Origin of the sequence: Streptomyces sp. NPDC059875, assembly GCF_042731085.1 — a bacterium.
Lineage (GTDB): Bacteria > Actinomycetota > Actinomycetes > Streptomycetales > Streptomycetaceae > Streptomyces.
The window spans coordinates 288327-306394 of the sequence record NZ_JBHWJZ010000005.1; the positions used below are offsets into that span (position 1 = coordinate 288327).

Here is an 18068-nt window from a genome sequence, read left to right on the forward strand (position 1 = left end):
AAACAAACGGGATGCCGATGGGTAACACCCGCCCCGCACTCTTCGGTACATGAGTACACGGATCGTGGTGGTCGGCGGCGGAACGGCGGGCGTCCGGCTCGCCCAGCGCCTGCCCGTCACCCTGCTCGGCGAAGAGCCGCACGCACCGTACAACAGGGTGCTGCTCGCGGACGTCCTCGCCGGGCGGTACGCGCCCGAGGTGATCGCGCTGCCCGCTCCGCAGGAGCCGGTGCGGCGCGGGGTGCGGGCGACGCGGATCGACCGGGCCGCCCGGATCGTGGAGTGCGAGGACGGGACGACGGTCGGATACGACCGGCTGGTCCTGGCGACCGGCTCCAACCCGGTGCTTCCGCCGCTGCGCGGACTGCGCGGCTCGCGGCTGCCCTCGGGCGTCCACCCGTTCCGTACGCTCGACGACTGTCTGGAGCTGCGGGAGCTCGTCCGGCCCGGGGTCCGCGCGGTCGTCATCGGCGGCGGGCTGCTCGGGGTCTCCGCGGCCCGCGCACTGGCGGCGCTCGGCGCCGAGGTCGTGCTCACCCAGCAGGGCGAACGGCTGATGGAACGCCAGCTGGACGTCCACGCCTCCGCGCTGCTCCGCGAGCACGTGGAGTCGCTGGGCGTCGAGGTGCACACCGAGTGCCGGGTCAGCGGTCTGCGCCAGGAGGACGGCGCGGTCACGGCCGTGGAACTCGCCGACGGCTTCGTACTCGACGCCCAGGTCGTGGTGCTGGCATGCGGGGTCAGGCCCCGGGTCGGTCTCGCGCAGGACGCCGGTCTGGAGGTCCGCAAGGGCATCGTCGTCGACGACGAGCTGCGGACCTCCGACCCGTTCATCCACGCCATCGGCGACTGCGCCGAACACGACGGCCGCGTCTACGGCCTGGCCGGCCCGGCCCTGGAACAGGCGGACGTCCTCGCGACCGTCCTCCAGTCGGAGGCGCCCGGGGCGCGGCCCGTCGCCGACGCCACGGGCCAGGCCGGCTACACCGGCACCCGCGCTCTGACCCGCCTCACCCTCTCCGGGCCCGTCGGCCTCGATCTCGCCTCCTTCGGCGAGGCCACCCCCCTGCCCGGGGACGACGTCGTCCAGCTGACCGACGCCACCCGGCGCGCCTACCGCAAGGTCGTCGTCCGCGGCGACCGGCTCGTCGGCGGCGTGCTCCTCGGCGATCTCGCCGCGGTCGGAACGCTCGCCCGGGCGTGGGAGGGCGACGAAGCCCTGCCCGACGCCCCCCTGCTTCATCTGCTCACCCATGACGGAGGCTCCTGAGATGCACACCCCCACCATCGTCCTGGTCGGCCACGGCATGGTCGGCCAGCGGTTCCTGGAGGCGCTCGCGGACCGGGGCGTCACGGAGCGCGCGCGGGTCGTCGTGCTCTGCGAGGAGCCCCGCCCCGCCTACGACCGCGTCCAGCTGACCTCGTACTTCAAGGGCCGGACCCCCGACGACCTGTCCATGGTCGAGGACGGCTTCATGGCGAAGCACGGCATCGAGCTGTACGTCGGCGACCCGGCCGAGTCGATCGACCGCGCGGCCCGTACGGTCACCGCGCGCTCCGGGGAGGCCTTCCCGTACGACACGCTGGTCCTGGCCACCGGCTCGTACCCCTTCGTGCCCCCCGTCCCCGGCAAGGACGCACGCGGCTGTTTCGTGTACCGGACGATCGAGGACCTGCTCGCGATCGAGGAGTACGCGAAGACGTCGACGACCGGCGCGGTCGTCGGCGGCGGCCTGCTCGGTCTGGAGGCGGCGGGCGCGCTCAAGGGGCTCGGGCTCGACACGCACATCGTGGAGTTCGCGCCCCGGCTGATGCCGGTGCAGGTCGACGAGGGCGGTGGCGCGGCGCTGCTGCGCACGATCGAGCAGATGGGGCTGAGCGTCCACACGGGCACCGGCACGCAGGAGGTCGTGACCGAGGACGGCGCGGTCACCGGCATGCGCCTGTCGGACGGCTCCGAACTGGCCACGGACATGGTGGTGTTCTCGGCGGGTGTACGGCCCCGGGACCAGCTGGCGCGCGACTGCGGTCTCACCGTCGGCGAGCGCGGCGGCATCGCGGTCGACGAGCAGTGCCGGACGTCCGACCCCGCCGTGTACGCGATCGGCGAGTGCGCGCTCGCCTCCGACGGCCGGGTGTACGGCCTGGTGGCGCCCGGCTACGAGATGGCGCTGACGGCGGCGGCGACGATCGCCGACGAGGATTCCGAGGCCTCCGAGGCCGAGGTGCGCGCCTTCACCGGTGCCGACATGTCGACGAAGCTGAAGCTGCTCGGTGTGGACGTGGCCTCCTTCGGCGACGCGCACGGCGCGACCGAGGGCTGCCTCGACGTCGTCTACTCCGACTCCCGCTCGGGCGTCTACAAGAAGCTCGTGGTCGACGGCGAGGGCGTGCTGCTCGGCGGCGTCCTGGTCGGTGACGCCGATTCGTACGGCATGCTGCGGCCGCTCACCGGCTCCGTTCCGCCGGTCTCGCCCGAGCAGCTGGTCCTGCCGGCGGGCGCGGGCGCACCGGTCGCGCTGGGCCCGTCCTCGCTCCCCGACGACGCCGTCATCTGCTCGTGCCACAACGTCACCAAGCACGCGATCACCCAGTGCTCGACGCTGCCCGAGGTGAAGAAGTGCACCAAGGCCGGTACGGGCTGCGGCAGTTGCGTGAAGCTCATCGGGCAGCTGCTGCCCGAGCCGGAGGACAAGGGGCTGTGCGCCTGCTTCTCCTACACCCGCAGTGAGCTGTACGAGATCACCCGCACGCTGCGGCTGACCTCGTTCGCCGCGCTGCTGGACTCGCACGGGCGGCCCGAGGCGCGGGGCGGCGAGGGCTGCGAGATCTGCAAGCCGACGGTCGGATCGATCCTGGCCAGCCTCGCCCCGACGATAGGGGTGGGCGGCTACATCCTCGACGGCGAGCAGGCGTCCCTCCAGGACACCAACGACCACTTCCTCGCGAACCTGCAGCGCAACGGCTCGTACTCGGTCGTGCCGCGCATCCCGGGCGGTGAGATCACCCCGGACAAGCTGATCGTGATCGGCGAGGTGGCCCGGGACTTCGGGCTCTACACCAAGATCACGGGCGGCCAGCGGATCGACATGTTCGGCGCCCGGGTCGAGCAGCTGCCGGCGATCTGGACGCGTCTGGTCGACGCGGGCTTCGAGTCGGGGCACGCGTACGGGAAGTCGCTGCGCACCGTGAAGTCCTGCGTGGGGCAGACCTGGTGCCGTTACGGCGTGCAGGACTCGGTGAAGATGGCGATCCAGCTGGAGTTGCGCTACCGGGGCCTGCGCTCCCCGCACAAGCTCAAGTCGGCGGTCTCCGGCTGTGCGCGCGAGTGCGCGGAGGCGCAGTCGAAGGACTTCGGCGTCATCGCGACGGCGAGCGGCTGGAACCTGTACGTGGGCGGCAACGGCGGCGCGACCCCGCGCCACGCGGACCTGCTCGCCCAGGATCTGTCGGACGCCGAACTGGTGCGGCTGATCGACCGGTTCCTGATGTTCTACATCCGTACCGCCGACCGCCTGGAGCGCACGTCGACCTGGCTGGAGCGGCTCGAGGGCGGGCTCGACCATCTGCGGGACGTGGTCGTGCACGACTCGCTGGGGCTCTGCGACGAGCTGGAGGCGCTGATGGCGGCCCATGTCGCGGACTACCAGGACGAGTGGGCCGCGACCCTGGACGACCCGGACCGGCTGCGCCGCTTCGTGTCGTTCGTGAACGCGCCGGACGCGCCGGACCCGTCGGTGAAGTTCGTGCCGGAGCGCGACCAGATCAAGCCGGACCTGACCATCCTCACCATCGGAACTCTGGAAGGGGTCTGAAGCCCGATGAATCTCGAACTTTCTCCGTCTCCCGAAACCTGGCTGACGGTCTGCGAGGAGTCCCGGCTGACGCCGGGCCGAGGGGTGGCCGCGCTGCTGCCGGACGGCCGGCAGGCGGCGCTGTTCAAGGACCGGTCGGGGCGCGCGTACGCGATCGACAACCGGGATCCGTTCACCGGGGCGCAGGTGCTGTCGCGCGGGCTGCTCGGCTCGGCGAACGGGCGGCCGTTCGTGGCCTCGCCGCTCCTGAAGCAGCGCTTCGACCTGGAGACGGGCCGGTGCCTGGACGACGACGAGGTGTCGGTGGCGGTGTATCCGATCCGGGTCCACGACGGCGCGCTCCACGCGGTTTAACTTGACCGTGCGTTCCAGATAGATCTACGGTGGGGGCGTGGCCAGGACCAAGGAGTTCGATCCGGAAGCCGCACTGCAGGCAGCGCTCGAGCTGTTCTGGCGGCGCGGCTACGAGGCGACGACGATGTCGGACCTCGTCGAGCACCTCGGGATCGGCCGCGCCAGCATCTACGCCACCTTCGGCAACAAGCACGACCTGTACATGAAGGCGATGGACCGCTACCTCCGGACGCGCGACCCGCTGATGCTGGAGGAGCTGTCCGCGCCGGGGCCGGCACTGCCGCCCGTCCGGGCCCTGGTCCGCCGCTTCGCCGACGAGGCGGGGACGGACGAGGTCCGCCTGACCGGCTGCTTCATCACCAACTCCGCGGCCGAACTGGGCCCGCACGACGGGGCGGTGGCGCGGCGGGTGGAGCTGAGCTGGGAGCAGATCGAGACCCTGCTGCACGCCTCGCTGGTCCGGGCCCGCGCCCAGGGCGAGTTGCCTGCGGACCGCGATCCGCAGGCGCTGGCCCGGATGCTGCTCGTGCTGATGCAGGGCATCCGCCTGGTCGGCAAGGCCTCGAGCGACCCGGCGAGGGTCCGCGACGCGGCGGAACAGGCACTGTCCCTGCTGGACTGAGGCCTCACGGAAAGGGCGCCTTACGGCGCCCCTTTCTTCGGCCCTGATATTGGAACGTACGGTCCAGAATGGGGGGATCATGTCGGAGAGGACGACGGGCGGGAAAGCCGTCCGGTCCGGGCTCGCGCCGGAAGGCCAGGCCAGAGGAACGGGCCGAGCCGACCCCGGAGCCGGGCCCATCGGCGAGGCAGCCTTGGGCGACGCCGCCGGTCCGGCCCCAGGCAGGGCGCGCATCGGGTTCGTGCTGCTCGGGGCCGTGCAGGTGACGCTCATCTTCACGCTCGCGTCGATCGCCGTGCCCCTGCCCCGTATCGCCGCCGAATTCGCTCTCGACCGCTCCGAGTTGATCCTGCTCAGCGCCGCCTACGGGCTCACCTTCGCCGGGCTGCTGCTGTTCGGCGGGCGGCTCACCGACCGCTACGGCGGCAGCCGCGCCCTCCCCCTCGGCCTCGCCGTGTTCGGCGCCGCCTCCGCCCTCGCCCCACTCGCCCCCGGCTACGAGGCGCTGCTCGCCGCCCGGTTCGCGCAAGGCGTCGGCGCCGCCCTCGTCGCGCCCGCCGCGATGGCGGTACTGCGCGCGCTGTTCCCCGAACCCGCCGCGTACGGCCGGGCGATGGCGAGCTGGGGCGGCCTCTCCGTCCTCGGCGCGACCGCGGGCAATCTGCTCTCCGGTGTCGTCTCCGCCCTCACCGACTGGCGCTGGACCTTCGCCGTGCCGGTCGCCGTGGCCGTCCTCGCCCTCGCCCTCGGGCCCCGGCTCCTCCCCCGCACCCCACCCGGCCCCGGCCGTGCGCTCGACCTGCCCGGCGCGCTGCTCGCCACCGCCGGTATCACGCTGGGCAGTTACGGTCTCGTCCGCACCGACGCCCATCCCTGGAGCTCGACCGCCGTCCAGGCCCCGCTGCTCACCGGGGTGGTGCTCCTCGCCGTCTTCGTGGCCGTCGAGCGGCGGGCCGCGGACCCGCTGCTGCCGCCGGACTTCCTGCGCGACCACCGCCGCGGCATCGGCCTCGCCGCGATCGCGCTCACCGCCGCGGGCACGGCCACCGTCTTCGTCCTGCTCTCGCTCGCCCTCCAGCAGGAGCGCGGCTACTCCGCTCTGCTCACCTCGGCCGCCTTCGTCCCCTTCGCCGCCGCCCTGCTCGCCACGGGCCGGCTCACCGGTCCGCTGATCGGGCGGTACGGCCCCGGCCGGGTCACCGCCGCAGGACTCGCGACGGGAGCCGCCGGGCTCGCGCTTCTCGCGGCGACGGGCCTCGACCCCGCCGTTCCGTACGCCTACGGGCTGCTGCCCGGCCTGGTCCTGCTCCCGACAGGCGCCGCCGCCTCCTTCGCGGGGGCCGCGGTCCTGGCCACCGACGGCGTACCGCCGCACCGCGCGGGACTCGCGGGCGGCGTGCTCAACACGGCGATGGAGCTCGGCCCGACCGTCCTGTTCGCCGTCCTGCTCACGCTCGGCGGCGACGCCTCGTCGCTCGCCGCGACGGCCGTCGGCTTCGCCGCCCTGGCGGCCCCGGCGGCCCTGGCCACACGTACCCCGTAACGAACCACCCGGTAGCGAACCGCAGTTCTCTCACAAGGAGTTGTCACCACCATGTCCGCACGCTTCACGAACAAGACCGTCCTCGTCACCGGCGCCGGCACCGGCCTCGGCCGGGCCATCGCGCTCGCCTTCGCCGCCGAGGACGCCAAGGTCGTCGTCTCGGGCCGCAGCGCGGCGACCCTCGACGAGACGGTGTCCCTGATCGAGGCCGCCGGCGGCACCGCGGCCGCCGTCACCGCCGACGTGGCCCGGGCCGAGGACGTCCGGCACCTCGTCCACCGGACGGTCGCGCTCTTCGGCGGTCTCGACGTCGCGGTGAACAACGCCGGGATCTTCCGGGGCGGCGCCTCCGCCGCCGACTTCCCGCTGGAGGACTGGCAGGCGCTGCTCGACACCAACGTCACCGGCGTCCTGCACTCGCTCCAGGCCGAGATCGCCCACATGCGCGCCAACGGCGGCGGGGCCGTCGTCAACATCTCGTCCAACCTCGGCCCGCACGTCCGCATCCCGGGGGTCTTCGGCTACCAGGTCTCCAAGGCGGCCGTCTCCGCCCTGACCCGCGCCGCCGCCCGCGACCACATCGCCGACGGGATCCGGATCAACGCGGTCAGCCCGGGCGCCTCGGAGTCCACGATGTCGCTGCTGCCCGGCGAGACCGAGGCCGAGCGGGAGGTGCGGATGAAGGAGCAGTCACCGCTCGGCCGCATCTCGGCGGCCTCCGAGGTGGCGGCAGCGGTGCTGTACCTGGCCTCGGAGGACGCCGGCTCGGTCGTCGGCACCGACCTGGTGATCGACGGAGGCGTCTCCGCCTGACGCCCGACTCCCGCCTTCCGCGGGGGGCCTCAGCCCTGGGCGGCCGCCGGGTCCATCCAGAAGACCTCCCAGTGGTGGCCGTCCGGGTCCGCGAAGGAGCGCCCGTACATGAAGCCGTGGTCCATGGGTTCCTTCGCCGCCGATCCGCCGGCGGCGAGGGCCCCGTCGGCCAGCTCGTCGACGGCCTCGCGGCTCTCGGCGCTCAGCGTGATCAGCACCTCGGTCGTCTTCGTCGCGTCGGAGACCTGCTTGCCGGGCGCGGTGAACTCCTTGAACTTGGGCTCGGTCAGCAGCATCGCGAAGATCGTGTCGCTGATGACCAGACACCCGGTGTTCTCGTCGCTGAACTGCGGGTTGAAGGAGTACCCGAGCTTGGTCCAGAAGGCCTTCGAGGTCTCCAGGTCCTTCACGGGCAGGTTCACGAAGATCATCTGAGTCATGGTGGTCACTCTCTCCCTGCGGTTCGTCCGTGCCGTTCGCTTCGTGTCGGCGCTTTCAGGAGTTGAGACGGCCGGGTGGAGCGGAACTCATCGGTTCGCGGCGATCGATTTCCGGGATCCGTCCGAGGCGCCTCACCAGGGTTCACGCTAGCGTCGAAACATGACCGCCGCAGGCAGGAAGATCACCGAGAAGCTGTCCGACGAGGCCCTCGCCGGCGCGACCGGCAAGGGCTGGGCCGCGTGGTTCGCCCTGCTCGACGCGTGGGGCGCGAGGGATCGTGGGCACACCGAGATCGCCCGCCATCTGGTGGACGCCGAGGGGGTGAGCGGCTGGCACGCCCAGTCGATCACCGTCGGCTACGAGCAGGAGCGCGGGATGCGCGCGGTCGGCCAGTCCTCCACGGGCGGCTGGCAGGTGAGCGCGAGCAAGACGGTGAACGCCCCGGCCGCCCGCTGCACGGCCGCCTTCGCCGACGAGGACGTGCGCCGCCGCTGGCTGCCGGACGGTGAGCTGGAGGTGCGTACCCACCGGCCGGGGAAGTCGGTGACGGCGGACTGGGACGGCGGGACGAGCCGGATCGAGGTCTATCTGACGCCGAAGGGCGACGCGAAGACCCAGATCGGCCTCGGCCACACCAAGCTCCCGGACGCGGACGCCGTCTCCGCCTACAAGGCCTTCTGGCGCGAGCGTCTCGCCGAGCTCAAGACGCTGCTGGAGTCCGCCGGCTGATCGCCACCCAGGCGGCACCGCCGACATTCCGACCGACGACATTCCGACCGACGCTTCCCCTTCATCGGTTGTTGCTGCACCGTCAACTCCGAACCAACTCCGTACTCCTAGGTTCCGAAAGCGCGCGACCCCGCCGCCGACCGGTGCGGCGGGGCGGTCACCACCACCCCTCTGGAGTGAGACGTGGAGCGACGCAGTTTCCTGCGCGGAGCGGTCATCGGCACGTCGGCCGCCGCCTTCGGCGGCACCCTGATGCGCGGGGCCGCCTACGCGGCGCCCGCCCAGCCCGGCGCCGGCCCCTACGGGGCCCTCGGCGCGGCCGACGCCAACGGCATCCTGCTGCCGAGCGGATTCAGCAGCCGGGTGATCGCCCGGTCGGGACAGACCGTCCCCGGCACCTCGTACACCTGGCACAACGCCCCCGACGGCGGCGCCTGCTTCGCCGACGGGACGGGCTGGATCTACGTCTCCAACTCGGAGATCAACCCCGGCGGCGGCGCGAGCGCGGTCAAGTTCAACTCGACCGGTGCCATCACCGGCGCGTACCGCATCCTGTCCAACACCCGCACCAACTGCGCGGGCGGCAGCACCCCGTGGAACACCTGGCTCTCCTGCGAGGAGGTCAGCCTCGGCTACGTGTACGAGACCGACCCGTACGGCGTGAACGCCGCCGTACGTCGGTCCGCGATGGGCCGCTTCAAGCACGAGGCCGCCGCCGCCGACCCCGTCCGCAAGGTGATCTACCTGACCGAGGACGAGTCCAGCGGCTGCTTCTACCGCTTCATCCCCACCACCTGGGGCAACCTCTCCTCCGGCACGCTCCAGGTCCTGGTGGCCGGAACCGCCACCTCCGGCTCGTTCACCTGGCAGAACGTCCCGGACCCGGACGGTTCGCCGACGACGACCCGCACCCAGGTGTCCGGCTCGAAGAAGTTCAACGGCGGCGAGGGCTGCCACTACGCCAACGACACCGTCTGGTTCACCACCAAGGGCGACAACCGCCTTTGGCAGCTCAACCTCACCAACAACACCTACGAACTCGCCTACGACGACTCGTTGGTGTCCGGCGGTGGCGCCCCGCTGACCGGCGTGGACAACGTCACCGGCTCCTCCTCCGGCGACCTGTTCATCGCCGAGGACGGCGGCAACATGGAGATCTGCATCATCACGCCGGACGACGTCGTCGCCCCGTTCCTGCGGATCAGCGGCCAGTCCGGTTCCGAGATCACCGGACCGGCCTTCTCCCCCGACGGCAAGCGGCTGTACTTCTCCAGCCAGCGCGGCACGAGCGGCAGCTCCTCGGGCGGCATCACCTACGAGGTGACGGGTCCGTTCCGCGCGTAGAGACGCTCCACCGGGGCCGTCGGGCCGGCCCCCGCGACCCGCTGGGCGCCGCCGAGGAGGGCGGCGCCCAGCGGCGTCAGCGTGTGCAGGACCGCGTTGCCGTGCCGCAGGGTCGCGACGAGCCCGGCCTCGCGCAGGACGCCCGCGTGCTGACTGGCCGAGGCGAGCGACACCCCCGCTCTTCGGGCCAGTTCGCTGGTGGTCCCGCCGTCGCCGATGGCGTGCAGGACCGCCGACCGGGTGTTGCCGACCAGCTTGGCCAGCGAGGACCCGCCCGGCTCCCGGACCGTCGGCGCCTCGCAGTGCGTCGTCGGGTAGACGAGCACCGGCGGCAGCGCGGGGTCGCGCAGGACGACCGGGGTGCCGCGGCAGAAGTACGAGGGCTGGAGCAGCAGGCCCCTGCCGTCGAGGTACAGATCGCGCTCGACGGGATAGTCGGCCTCCAGGACGGGCGCGCGCCACCGGAGCATCGGCGGCAGCGAGGCGAGGAGTTCGTCCGCGCCGCCGTCGAGCAGGGCCCGGCCGCGCACCGCCCGGTCGGCCTCGACGCGGGCGCGGATGTGGGGCCAGTACGGCTCGATCGCCGCCCGGTGATAGCTCCGCAGCGCCCCGATGAGCCGGCTGAACGGCTCGGCGCCGCCCTCGACGAGGGCGCGCAGCGAATGGGGCACCGTCCGCCCCCCGGCCCGGTCGGCGCCCAGCAGGGCCAGCTCGCGCCGGAGCCGGGCCTGCGAGGTCGCGCGGATCGCCTGGAGGCCCTCGTCGAGGCCGTGGACGCCCTCGGACGGGGTCAGGAAGTCGGGGAAGTAACCGCGACTGGGAACCAGCGCCGCGAGCAGCCGGGTCTCACCGTTGAGGCGTGTGCGGGTGTCCGAGCGCCATTCTCCGTAGACGACGGGCCCGCGCCGGTCCCTTAAACGGTGAAAACTGAGAATCGTTTCCCACAGAACGTCCGGCCGGGCGGCCATCCGGACCCCGGCCAAGTCGTTAGCGGTGAAATGAATCCGCAGCATTGAACCCCCACCTGTGCACTCGCAACCACCCCCGTCGAAGAGTATGCATGCCATCACAGGACGTTACCAGGGTGTTTCAGCCACACTTGAAAAGCATCGCGGCGAACGGGGGCGAACCGAAAAGCTGTGCGGGTCGGGCAGGAAACCTTCAGGACCGAGGTGGCGTGGCGAAGACCGTGGGGGGCTTCACGCGTCCGGCGGCGGTCGGCGAGGGTTGCGGCTCACCTGCCCGACATCGGTAATGGGCGCGGTCACCGGGTGGGGATCCGGGGGCCGCGCCCGTCCCGTTCTTTGCGGGACCAATCGCGGAAAGTTCAAAACCGAAAGTTCAACGGCCAATAATTCAACCGGCCTCGATTGAACATGAACTCACATTTGGCGAACATCCCGGTGCGCTCCCGGGGCGGACGAAATACGACGGGGCGGACACCTCCGCACAAGGTGTCCGCCCCGTCTCTCTTGCAGACCGGAGCCGCCGCCCATCGGTTTGAGGGTCGGGGACGAACGGCGGCTCCGGCGGTCTTTGCTACTGAACGCCCGGTCAGCGAGCGCCCGGTGAGGGGTCAGCGGCTGTCGGAGCCCTTCGACTCGGCGGCCGCGCGGCCGGCCTCCAGACGCGCCACCGGGATCCGGAACGGCGAGCAGGAGACGTAGTCGAGACCGACCTCGTGGAAGAAGTGCACCGACTCCGGGTCGCCGCCGTGCTCACCGCAGACACCGAGCTTGATGTCCGGGCGGGTGGCCCGGCCGGACTCGACGGCCGAGCGGACCAGCGCGCCGACGCCGTCCTTGTCGATGGTCTCGAACGGCGAGACTCCGAAGATGCCCTTCTCCAGGTACGCGGTGAAGAAGCTGGCCTCCACGTCGTCCCGGGAGAAGCCCCACACGGTCTGGGTAAGGTCGTTGGTGCCGAAGGAGAAGAACTCCGCGGCCTCGGCGATCTGACCGGCGGTCACGGCGGCGCGCGGCAGCTCGATCATGGTGCCGAGCGCGAGCTTCAGCTCCACGCCGGTCTTCGCCACGACCTCGGCGATGACCTGCTCGGCCTCGTCGCGGACGATCTCCAGCTCCTGGACGGTGCCGACGAGCGGGATCATGATCTCGGCGCGCGGGTCGCCCTTGGCGTCGATGCGCTGGGCCGCGGCCTCGGCGATCGCCCGGACCTGCATGGTGAAGAGGCCGGGGATGACCAGGCCGAGCCGGACGCCGCGCAGACCCAGCATCGGGTTCTGCTCGTGCAGCCGGTGCACGGCCTGGAGCAGGCGCAGGTCGTTCTCGTTCGGGTCCTTGCGGGCCTCGGCGAGGGCGACGCGCACCGACAGCTCGGTGATGTCGGGCAGGAACTCGTGCAGCGGCGGGTCGAGCAGCCGGACCGTGACGGGCAGGCCGTCCATGGCCTCGAAGAGCTCGACGAAGTCCTGCTTCTGCTGCGGGAGCAGGGCCTCCAGGGCCTCCTCGCGCTCCTCGTCGGTGTCGGCGAGGATCAGCTTCTCGACCATCTCGCGGCGCTCGCCGAGGAACATGTGCTCGGTGCGGCACAGGCCGATGCCCTGGGCGCCGAAGCGGCGGGCGCGCAGCGCGTCCTCGGCGTTGTCGGCGTTGGCGCGGACGCGCAGCCGGCGGACGCGGTCGGCGTAGGCCATGATCCGGTGGACGGCCTGGACGAGCTCGTCGGCGTCGTCGGCGCCGGCGTGCATCCGGCCCTCGAAGTACTCGACGACCGGGGACGGTACGACGGGTACCTCACCGAGGTACACCTTGCCGGTGGAACCGTCGATGGAGACGATGTCGCCCTCCTCGACGACCTGACCCGAGGAGGTGGTCATCCGGCGGCGCTTGGTGTCGACCTCGAGCTCCTCGGCGCCGCAGACACAGGTCTTGCCCATGCCGCGGGCGACGACGGCGGCGTGCGAGGTCTTGCCGCCGCGCGAGGTCAGGATGCCCTCGGAGGCGATCATGCCGTCCAGGTCGTCCGGGTTGGTCTCACGGCGGATCAGGATGACCTTCTCGCCGGAGCGCGACCACTTGACGGCCGTGTACGAGTCGAAGACGGCCTTGCCGACGGCCGCACCCGGCGACGCGGCGATACCGCGGCCGATCTGGTCGACCTTGGCGTTCTCGTCGAACTTGGGGAACATCAGCTGCGCGAGCTGCGCGCCGTTGACGCGCTGGAGCGCCTCGGCCTCGTCGATCAGGCCCTGGTCCACGAGCTGGGTGGCGATCCGGAAGGCGGCACCGGCGGTGCGCTTGCCGACGCGGGTCTGCAGCATCCACAGCTGGCCGCGCTCGATGGTGAACTCGATGTCGCAGAGATCCTTGTAGTGGGTCTCGAGCGTCTCCATGATCTGCATCAGCTGGTCGTACGACTTCTTGTCGATCGACTCCAGCTCGGCCAGCGGCACGGTGTTGCGGATACCGGCGACGACGTCCTCGCCCTGCGCGTTCTGCAGGTAGTCGCCGTAGACGCCCTGGTGGCCGGAGGCGGGGTCGCGGGTGAAGGCGACACCGGTGCCGGAGTCCGGGCCGAGGTTGCCGAACACCATGGAGCAGATGTTGACGGCGGTGCCGAGGTCGTGCGGGATGCGCTCCTGGCGGCGGTACAGCTTGGCGCGGTCGGTGTTCCAGGAGTTGAAGACCGCCTCGATGGCGAGGTCCATCTGCTCGCGCGGGTCCTGCGGGAAGTCACGGCCGGCCTCGGCCTTCACGATCTTCTTGAAGCCCTTGACGAGCTTCTTCAGGTCGCCGGCGTCGAGGTCGGTGTCGACGGTGACCTTCTTGGCGGCCTTGGCCTCGTCGAGGGCCTCCTCGAAGAGCTCGCCGTCGACGCCGAGGACGGTCTTGCCGAACATCTGGATGAGGCGGCGGTACGAGTCCCAGGCGAAGCGCTCGTCGCCGGCCTGCGTGGCGAGACCGGTCACGGACTCGTCGGAGAGGCCGATGTTCAGGACGGTGTCCATCATGCCGGGCATGGAGAACTTGGCGCCGGAGCGCACCGAGACGAGCAGCGGGTCGTCGGCCTGGCCGAGCTTCTTGCCCATCTTCTGCTCGAGGGCGTCGAGGTGCGCGCTGACCTCGTCGCGGAGCTCGACCGGCTCGGAGCCGCTGTCGAGGTAGACCTTGCACGCCTCGGTGGTGATCGTGAAGCCGGGGGGAACCGGGAGGCCGAGGTTGGTCATCTCGGCGAGGTTCGCACCCTTGCCACCGAGCAGGTCCTTCAGGTCCCTGTTGCCCTCGGTGAAGTCGTACACGAACTTCTGATCTTTGTTTTCCGACACGTGTCTCGACTCCTCGAGGACTCGGTGGCTGCCCTGACGGCGAGGAACATACCCAGATCGAAGGCTCCTGGGGAGGTACGCCTACCGGTCACGTGGTCTTAACCACCCGTCCGCCAGCACATCGAAAGTAACTGACGAGTAGCTTCCGCTTTCAGAGCTCGAAGCCCCCTTGACTCAAAGCAGAGCCTACACGCTCACATGAGCGCCTTCCTGAGCATCTGCGTTCAACTCTTGAACACAGAAGGGGTGGCACCCAGTGCCACCCCTCCAGAAGTGCAACGCCATGAAATCTGCTCATCTGAGCACTACCCCTATCAAGGGTGGCGTGAATCACTCCGTACAAGCGCCTCGTTTCCCACGATCCGGACGTGCGGGATCACCCTCCGGACGTATCCAACTCGGCCTCCTCGCTGACGCCCGCGCAGTCGTACGGGTCCTTCAGCCAGCCGTCCGGCAGCACCACGCGGTTGTTGCCCGAGGTACGGCCCCGGGGGCCGTCCGCGCCCACCGGCCACGGCTGGTCCAGGTCCAGCTCGCTCAACTGAGCGCTCAGCTCGTCCAGGGACGAGGTGATCGCCAGCTTCTTGCGCATCTCGGAACCGACCGAGAAGCCCTTCAGGTACCAGGCGACGTGCTTGCGGAAGTCGATGACACCGCGCGCCTCGTCCCCGAGCCACTCGCCGAGCAGCCGCGCGTGCCGCACCATCGCCTCCGCGACCTCGCGCAGGCCCGGCTGGGCGTACGTGCCCGTGCCCTCGAAGCCCGCCACCAGGTCGCCGAAGAGCCAGGGGCGCCCCAGGCAGCCGCGCCCCACGACCACCCCGTCGCAGCCGGTCTCGCGCATCATCCGCAGCGCGTCGTCCGCGGACCAGATGTCGCCGTTGCCGAGCACCGGGATCTCCGGCACGTGCTCCTTGAGCCGCGCGATCGCGTCCCAGTCCGCCGTACCGCCGTAGTGCTGCGCCGCCGTCCGCCCGTGCAGGGCGATCGCCGTGACGCCCTCCTCGACCGCGATCCGGCCCGCGTCCAGGAAGGTGATGTGGTCGTCGTCGATGCCCTTGCGCATCTTCATCGTGACCGGCAGGGCGCCCGCGTTCGACACGGCCTCGTTCAGGATGGCGCGCAGCAGCGGCCGCTTGTACGGGAGGGCCGAGCCGCCGCCCTTGCGGGTGACCTTGGGGACTGGGCAGCCGAAGTTCAGGTCGATGTGGTCGGCCAGGTCCTCGTCCGCGATCATCCGCACGGCCTTGCCGACGGTGACGGGGTCGACGCCGTACAGCTGGATCGACCGCGGCTTCTCGCTCTCGTCGAAGCGGATGAGCTGCATGGTCTTCTCGTTGCGCTCGACCAGCGCCCGCGTCGTGATCATCTCGCTCACGAACAGGCCCTTGCCGCCGCTGTACTCACGGCAGAGGGTACGGAAAGGGGCGTTGGTGATGCCGGCCATCGGCGCGAGCACCACCGGCGGCTGCACGATGTGCGGCCCGATGGCGAGAGGGGAGAACGCGGTCATTCAGCCATTGTCGCGCACCGCCGCGGTTCCTTAGCCGGCCTCACTATCGGCGCAGGTCAGCAAGGGTTCGGCAAGCGGTCGGCAAGGGGTCAGCAGCACGCGAGCAGGCGTTCGAGGCCCGCCCGGGACTCCTCGTCCACCGGTACGTACGTCACGAGCCGCGGCCCGGAGGTCGGTCCGAGCCACAGATTGGTGTGCTCCAGGTGCAGGGTCCCGACCTGGGCGTTACGGATGATCTTGGTGCGGCCGCCCTGGGCCACCACCTCGTGGCGCGCCCAGATCTCCCGGAACTCCGGCGAGGCCGCCTCCAGGCGGTGCAGCAGCGCCTTCCAGGTGGGCTCGGCGAGGTGCTCGGCCATCGAGGCCCGGAACTTGCCCGCCATCGAACGCGTGACGTCCGGCAGCTCGGCGACGGCGGCCCGCCAGTCGTCGTTGGTGAAGGCCAGCCAGATGCAGTTGCGGTCCTCGCGCGGCAGGGCGTCGAGGTCGCAGAGCAGCCTCCCGTACGTGCGGTTGTACGCGAGGATGTCGTACCGGCTGTTCTGGATGCAGGCGGGCACCGGCTCCAGCTGGTCGAGCATCGCGCGCAGCGCGGGCGTCACGGTCGGACAGGGCGCCTCGGGGTTCGGGTCGGCCTCCCCGCCGAGGGCGAAGAGGTGGGTGCGCTCGGTCGGGTCGAGCAGCAGGGCCCTGGCGAGGGCGTCGAGGACCTGCGGGGAGACGTGGATGTCCCGCGCCTGCTCCAGCCAGGTGTACCAGGTGACGCCGACGGCGGAGAGGTGCGCGACCTCCTCGCGGCGCAGGCCGGGGGTACGGCGGCGCCGGCCGCGGACCAGGCCCACCTGCTCGGGGGTGATGCGCTCGCGCCGGCTGCGCAGGAAGGCGGCGAGTTCATGCCGCCGGACGTCCGTGGTCGTTCCGGTCGTCGTCTTCTCCACCGCCATGGTCGTCATGCTCCCAGGGTGCCGGGGCGCTCAGCCCGTTTCCAGGTAGTGCTTGTACCAGGATAAAGAGACTCTGGTACCAGGCTGAGCAAGGGTGGATGTTCGATGCCGTGAGTACTACAGCCTCCACCACCGCCCCCGCCCGAGGGTCCGGCGTCGTCGTCGACCACGCGACGCCCGCCCTCGGCTCCCTCGGCCTGTTCACCGTGCTCCTCGGCGCCGCGCTGCCGCTGATCGACTTCTTCATCGTCAATGTCGCCCTGCCGACCATCGACCACGACCTGGCGGCCGGACCGGCCATGCTGGAGCTGGTCGTCGCCGGGTACGGGCTCTCGTACGCCGTGCTGCTCGTCCTGGGCGGACGGCTCGGGGACCTGTTCGGCCGGCGCAGGCTCTTCCTCGCGGGCATGGCCGCCTTCGGCCTGACCTCGCTGGCGTGCGGGCTGGCGCCGGACGCCTGGACGCTGGTGGGGGCGCGGGTGGCACAGGGTGCCTCGGCCGCACTGATGCTCCCGCAGGTGCTGGCCACCATTCACTCCTCGACGACGGGGGCACGGCGCGCGAAGGCGCTGAGCCTGTACGGAGCGACCGCCGGCCTCGCGATGGTGGCCGGCCAGATCCTGGGCGGGGTGCTCGTCGCGGCGGACCTCGCGGGCACCGGCTGGCGGGCGATCTTCCTGGTCAACGTGCCGGTGGCGGTGGCCGGGCTGCTGCTCGCGGTCCGGACCGTCCCGGAGACCCGATCGGAGCGCCCGGCGCCGGTCGACGTCCCGGGCACGCTGCTTCTCGGGCTGTCGCTGCTCACGCTCCTCGCCCCTCTCACGGAGGGGCGGGCCGCCGGCTGGCCGCTGTGGACCTGGATCGCGCTGGGCGTCTTCCCGTTCGCCGCGGGGGCGTTCTGGTGGGTGGAGCTGCGGGCCGACCGGCAGGGCCGTACGCCGCTGGTGCCGCCGAGCCTGCTGGGTCTCGTCTCGCTGCGCCGGGGCCTGGCCCTGGTGCTGCCGTTCTCGATCGGCTTCGGCGGCTTCATGTTCGTGATCGCGGTCGCGCTGCAGCAGGGCCTCGGCATGGGCGCGGTGGTCTCGGGCCTGGCGCTGGTCCCGATGGCCGTGGCCTTCTTCGGGGCCTCGCTCGCGGGCCCGCGCCTGGTACGCCGCTGGGGCACGCGGGTCGTCACGGCGGGCGGTCTCCTGCAGGCCGTCGGGATCACCCTGCTCGCCCTGACGGCGTGGCGCTCCTGGCCGGACCTCTCGGTCCGGAGCCTCCTGCCGGGCATGGCCGTCGCGGGTCTCGGCCAGGGTCTCCAGCTCCCGGTCCTGTTCCGGATCGTCCTCTCCGACGTCCCGGCGGACCGGGCGGGCGTGGGCAGCGGTGTCATGGTGACCACCCAGCAGTCGGCGCTGGCCCTGGGCGTGGCCACGCTCGGCTCGCTCTTCCTGTCCCTGGCGGCCTCCGGCTCGATGGGCACCGCGCTGACCGTGACGCTCCTGGTCCAGCTGGCCGCGGTGCTCCTGACCACGGTCCTGAGCCTGCGCCTGCCGCGCGCGGTGAGCTGAGCGGCGGCGGACGCACGGGGGCCCCGGGGGCGGGGGTGGCCCCGGCCCCCCGCGCGGAACCGGCGGGGGGTGGACCGGGGTAGTTTTAAAAAAAACCAGGCCACCA

Annotated in this window: 14 protein-coding genes; 9 read left to right on the forward strand and 5 right to left on the reverse strand. The window is 71.4% G+C overall.

The genetic code is table 11. The features are described 5' to 3' along the window. Positions 1–49 precede the first annotated feature (49 nt). The 6 genes from ACFV9D_RS08870 to ACFV9D_RS08895 all read left to right on the forward strand — a co-directional run bounded on the left by ACFV9D_RS08870 (position 50) and on the right by ACFV9D_RS08895 (position 7147). Complete coding sequence (locus ACFV9D_RS08870) at positions 50–1270, forward strand: NAD(P)/FAD-dependent oxidoreductase (protein ID WP_385143075.1); 1221 nt, start codon at positions 50–52, stop codon at positions 1268–1270. A 1-nt stretch (position 1271) separates the two neighbouring features. After that, positions 1272–3815, forward strand: coding sequence for a nitrite reductase large subunit NirB (nirB, locus tag ACFV9D_RS08875; RefSeq protein ID WP_385143077.1), 2544 nt, complete (start codon positions 1272–1274; stop codon positions 3813–3815). A 6-nt stretch (positions 3816–3821) separates the two neighbouring features. Next, a complete protein-coding gene (gene nirD, locus ACFV9D_RS08880; RefSeq protein ID WP_385143080.1) occupies positions 3822–4169 on the forward strand; it encodes a nitrite reductase small subunit NirD in 348 nt (115 codons plus the stop codon). Positions 4170–4206: 37 nt separating this feature from the next. Beyond that, complete coding sequence (locus ACFV9D_RS08885) at positions 4207–4791, forward strand: TetR/AcrR family transcriptional regulator (protein ID WP_385143083.1); 585 nt, start codon at positions 4207–4209, stop codon at positions 4789–4791. Between the two features lie 79 nt (positions 4792–4870). Continuing rightward, positions 4871–6334 (forward strand): MFS transporter, encoded by a 1464-nt coding sequence (locus tag ACFV9D_RS08890; protein ID WP_385143086.1) that lies wholly within the window; start codon positions 4871–4873, stop codon positions 6332–6334. Between the two features lie 51 nt (positions 6335–6385). Continuing rightward, positions 6386–7147 carry an SDR family NAD(P)-dependent oxidoreductase gene (locus tag ACFV9D_RS08895; RefSeq protein WP_385143089.1) on the forward strand — a complete coding sequence of 254 codons (762 nt, stop codon included), beginning with the start codon at positions 6386–6388 and terminating at the stop codon, positions 7145–7147. A 29-nt stretch (positions 7148–7176) separates the two neighbouring features. On the opposite strand, the gene ACFV9D_RS08900 is transcribed toward ACFV9D_RS08895, so the two are convergent. After that, the gene (locus ACFV9D_RS08900; protein ID WP_385143092.1) at positions 7177–7587 is read right to left on the reverse strand and encodes a VOC family protein; all 411 of its coding nucleotides are present in this window, start codon (positions 7585–7587) and stop codon (positions 7177–7179) included. 160 nt (positions 7588–7747) lie between these two features. Between ACFV9D_RS08900 and ACFV9D_RS08905 the strand changes: the two genes are divergently transcribed. Both ACFV9D_RS08905 and ACFV9D_RS08910 read left to right on the forward strand, forming a co-directional pair. Further along, positions 7748–8317: a hypothetical protein gene (locus ACFV9D_RS08905; RefSeq protein ID WP_385143095.1), complete on the forward strand. Its 570-nt coding sequence runs from the start codon at positions 7748–7750 to the stop codon at positions 8315–8317. A 183-nt stretch (positions 8318–8500) separates the two neighbouring features. Beyond that, positions 8501–9661, forward strand: coding sequence for an alkaline phosphatase PhoX (locus ACFV9D_RS08910; RefSeq protein ID WP_385143098.1), 1161 nt, complete (start codon positions 8501–8503; stop codon positions 9659–9661). On the opposite strand, the gene ACFV9D_RS08915 is transcribed toward ACFV9D_RS08910, so the two are convergent. The 4 genes from ACFV9D_RS08915 to ACFV9D_RS08930 form a co-directional block, all read right to left on the reverse strand. Continuing rightward, entirely contained in the window at positions 9631–10674 is a 1044-nt protein-coding gene (locus ACFV9D_RS08915; RefSeq protein ID WP_385143100.1) for an ArsR/SmtB family transcription factor, read from the reverse strand. The two genes, ACFV9D_RS08910 and ACFV9D_RS08915, sit on opposite strands and share 31 nt — an antisense overlap. A gap of 563 nt (positions 10675–11237) precedes the next feature. Then, on the reverse strand, positions 11238–13949 hold the full coding sequence (ppdK, locus tag ACFV9D_RS08920) for a pyruvate, phosphate dikinase (RefSeq protein WP_385143103.1): 2712 nt from the start codon (positions 13947–13949) through the stop codon (positions 11238–11240). 376 nt (positions 13950–14325) lie between these two features. Further along, positions 14326–15462, reverse strand: a complete 1137-nt coding sequence (gene dusB, locus ACFV9D_RS08925) for a tRNA dihydrouridine synthase DusB (protein WP_385143106.1) — start codon at positions 15460–15462, stop codon at positions 14326–14328. A gap of 89 nt (positions 15463–15551) precedes the next feature. Continuing rightward, a complete protein-coding gene (locus tag ACFV9D_RS08930; RefSeq protein ID WP_385143109.1) occupies positions 15552–16415 on the reverse strand; it encodes a helix-turn-helix domain-containing protein in 864 nt (287 codons plus the stop codon). 101 nt (positions 16416–16516) lie between these two features. Between ACFV9D_RS08930 and ACFV9D_RS08935 the strand changes: the two genes are divergently transcribed. Beyond that, positions 16517–17962 (forward strand): MFS transporter, encoded by a 1446-nt coding sequence (locus ACFV9D_RS08935; RefSeq protein ID WP_385143112.1) that lies wholly within the window; start codon positions 16517–16519, stop codon positions 17960–17962. The last annotated feature ends 106 nt before the right edge of the window (positions 17963–18068 follow it).

Excerpts from the sequence above, each read along its gene's own strand:
- ACFV9D_RS08870 (WP_385143075.1), top strand. The coding sequence starts at position 50 with ATGAGTACACGGATCGTGGTGGTCGGCGGCGGAACGGCGGGCGTCCGG.
- nirB (WP_385143077.1), top strand. The coding sequence starts at position 1,272 with ATGCACACCCCCACCATCGTCCTGGTCGGCCACGGCATGGTCGGCCAG.
- nirD (WP_385143080.1), top strand. The coding sequence starts at position 3,822 with ATGAATCTCGAACTTTCTCCGTCTCCCGAAACCTGGCTGACGGTCTGC.
- ACFV9D_RS08890 (WP_385143086.1), top strand. The coding sequence starts at position 4,871 with ATGTCGGAGAGGACGACGGGCGGGAAAGCCGTCCGGTCCGGGCTCGCG.
- ACFV9D_RS08895 (WP_385143089.1), top strand. The coding sequence starts at position 6,386 with ATGTCCGCACGCTTCACGAACAAGACCGTCCTCGTCACCGGCGCCGGC.
- ACFV9D_RS08900 (WP_385143092.1), bottom strand. The coding sequence starts at position 7,587 with ATGACTCAGATGATCTTCGTGAACCTGCCCGTGAAGGACCTGGAGACC.
- ACFV9D_RS08905 (WP_385143095.1), top strand. The coding sequence starts at position 7,748 with ATGACCGCCGCAGGCAGGAAGATCACCGAGAAGCTGTCCGACGAGGCC.
- ACFV9D_RS08915 (WP_385143100.1), bottom strand. The coding sequence starts at position 10,674 with ATGCTGCGGATTCATTTCACCGCTAACGACTTGGCCGGGGTCCGGATG.
- dusB (WP_385143106.1), bottom strand. The coding sequence starts at position 15,462 with ATGACCGCGTTCTCCCCTCTCGCCATCGGGCCGCACATCGTGCAGCCG.
- ACFV9D_RS08930 (WP_385143109.1), bottom strand. The coding sequence starts at position 16,415 with ATGACGACCATGGCGGTGGAGAAGACGACGACCGGAACGACCACGGAC.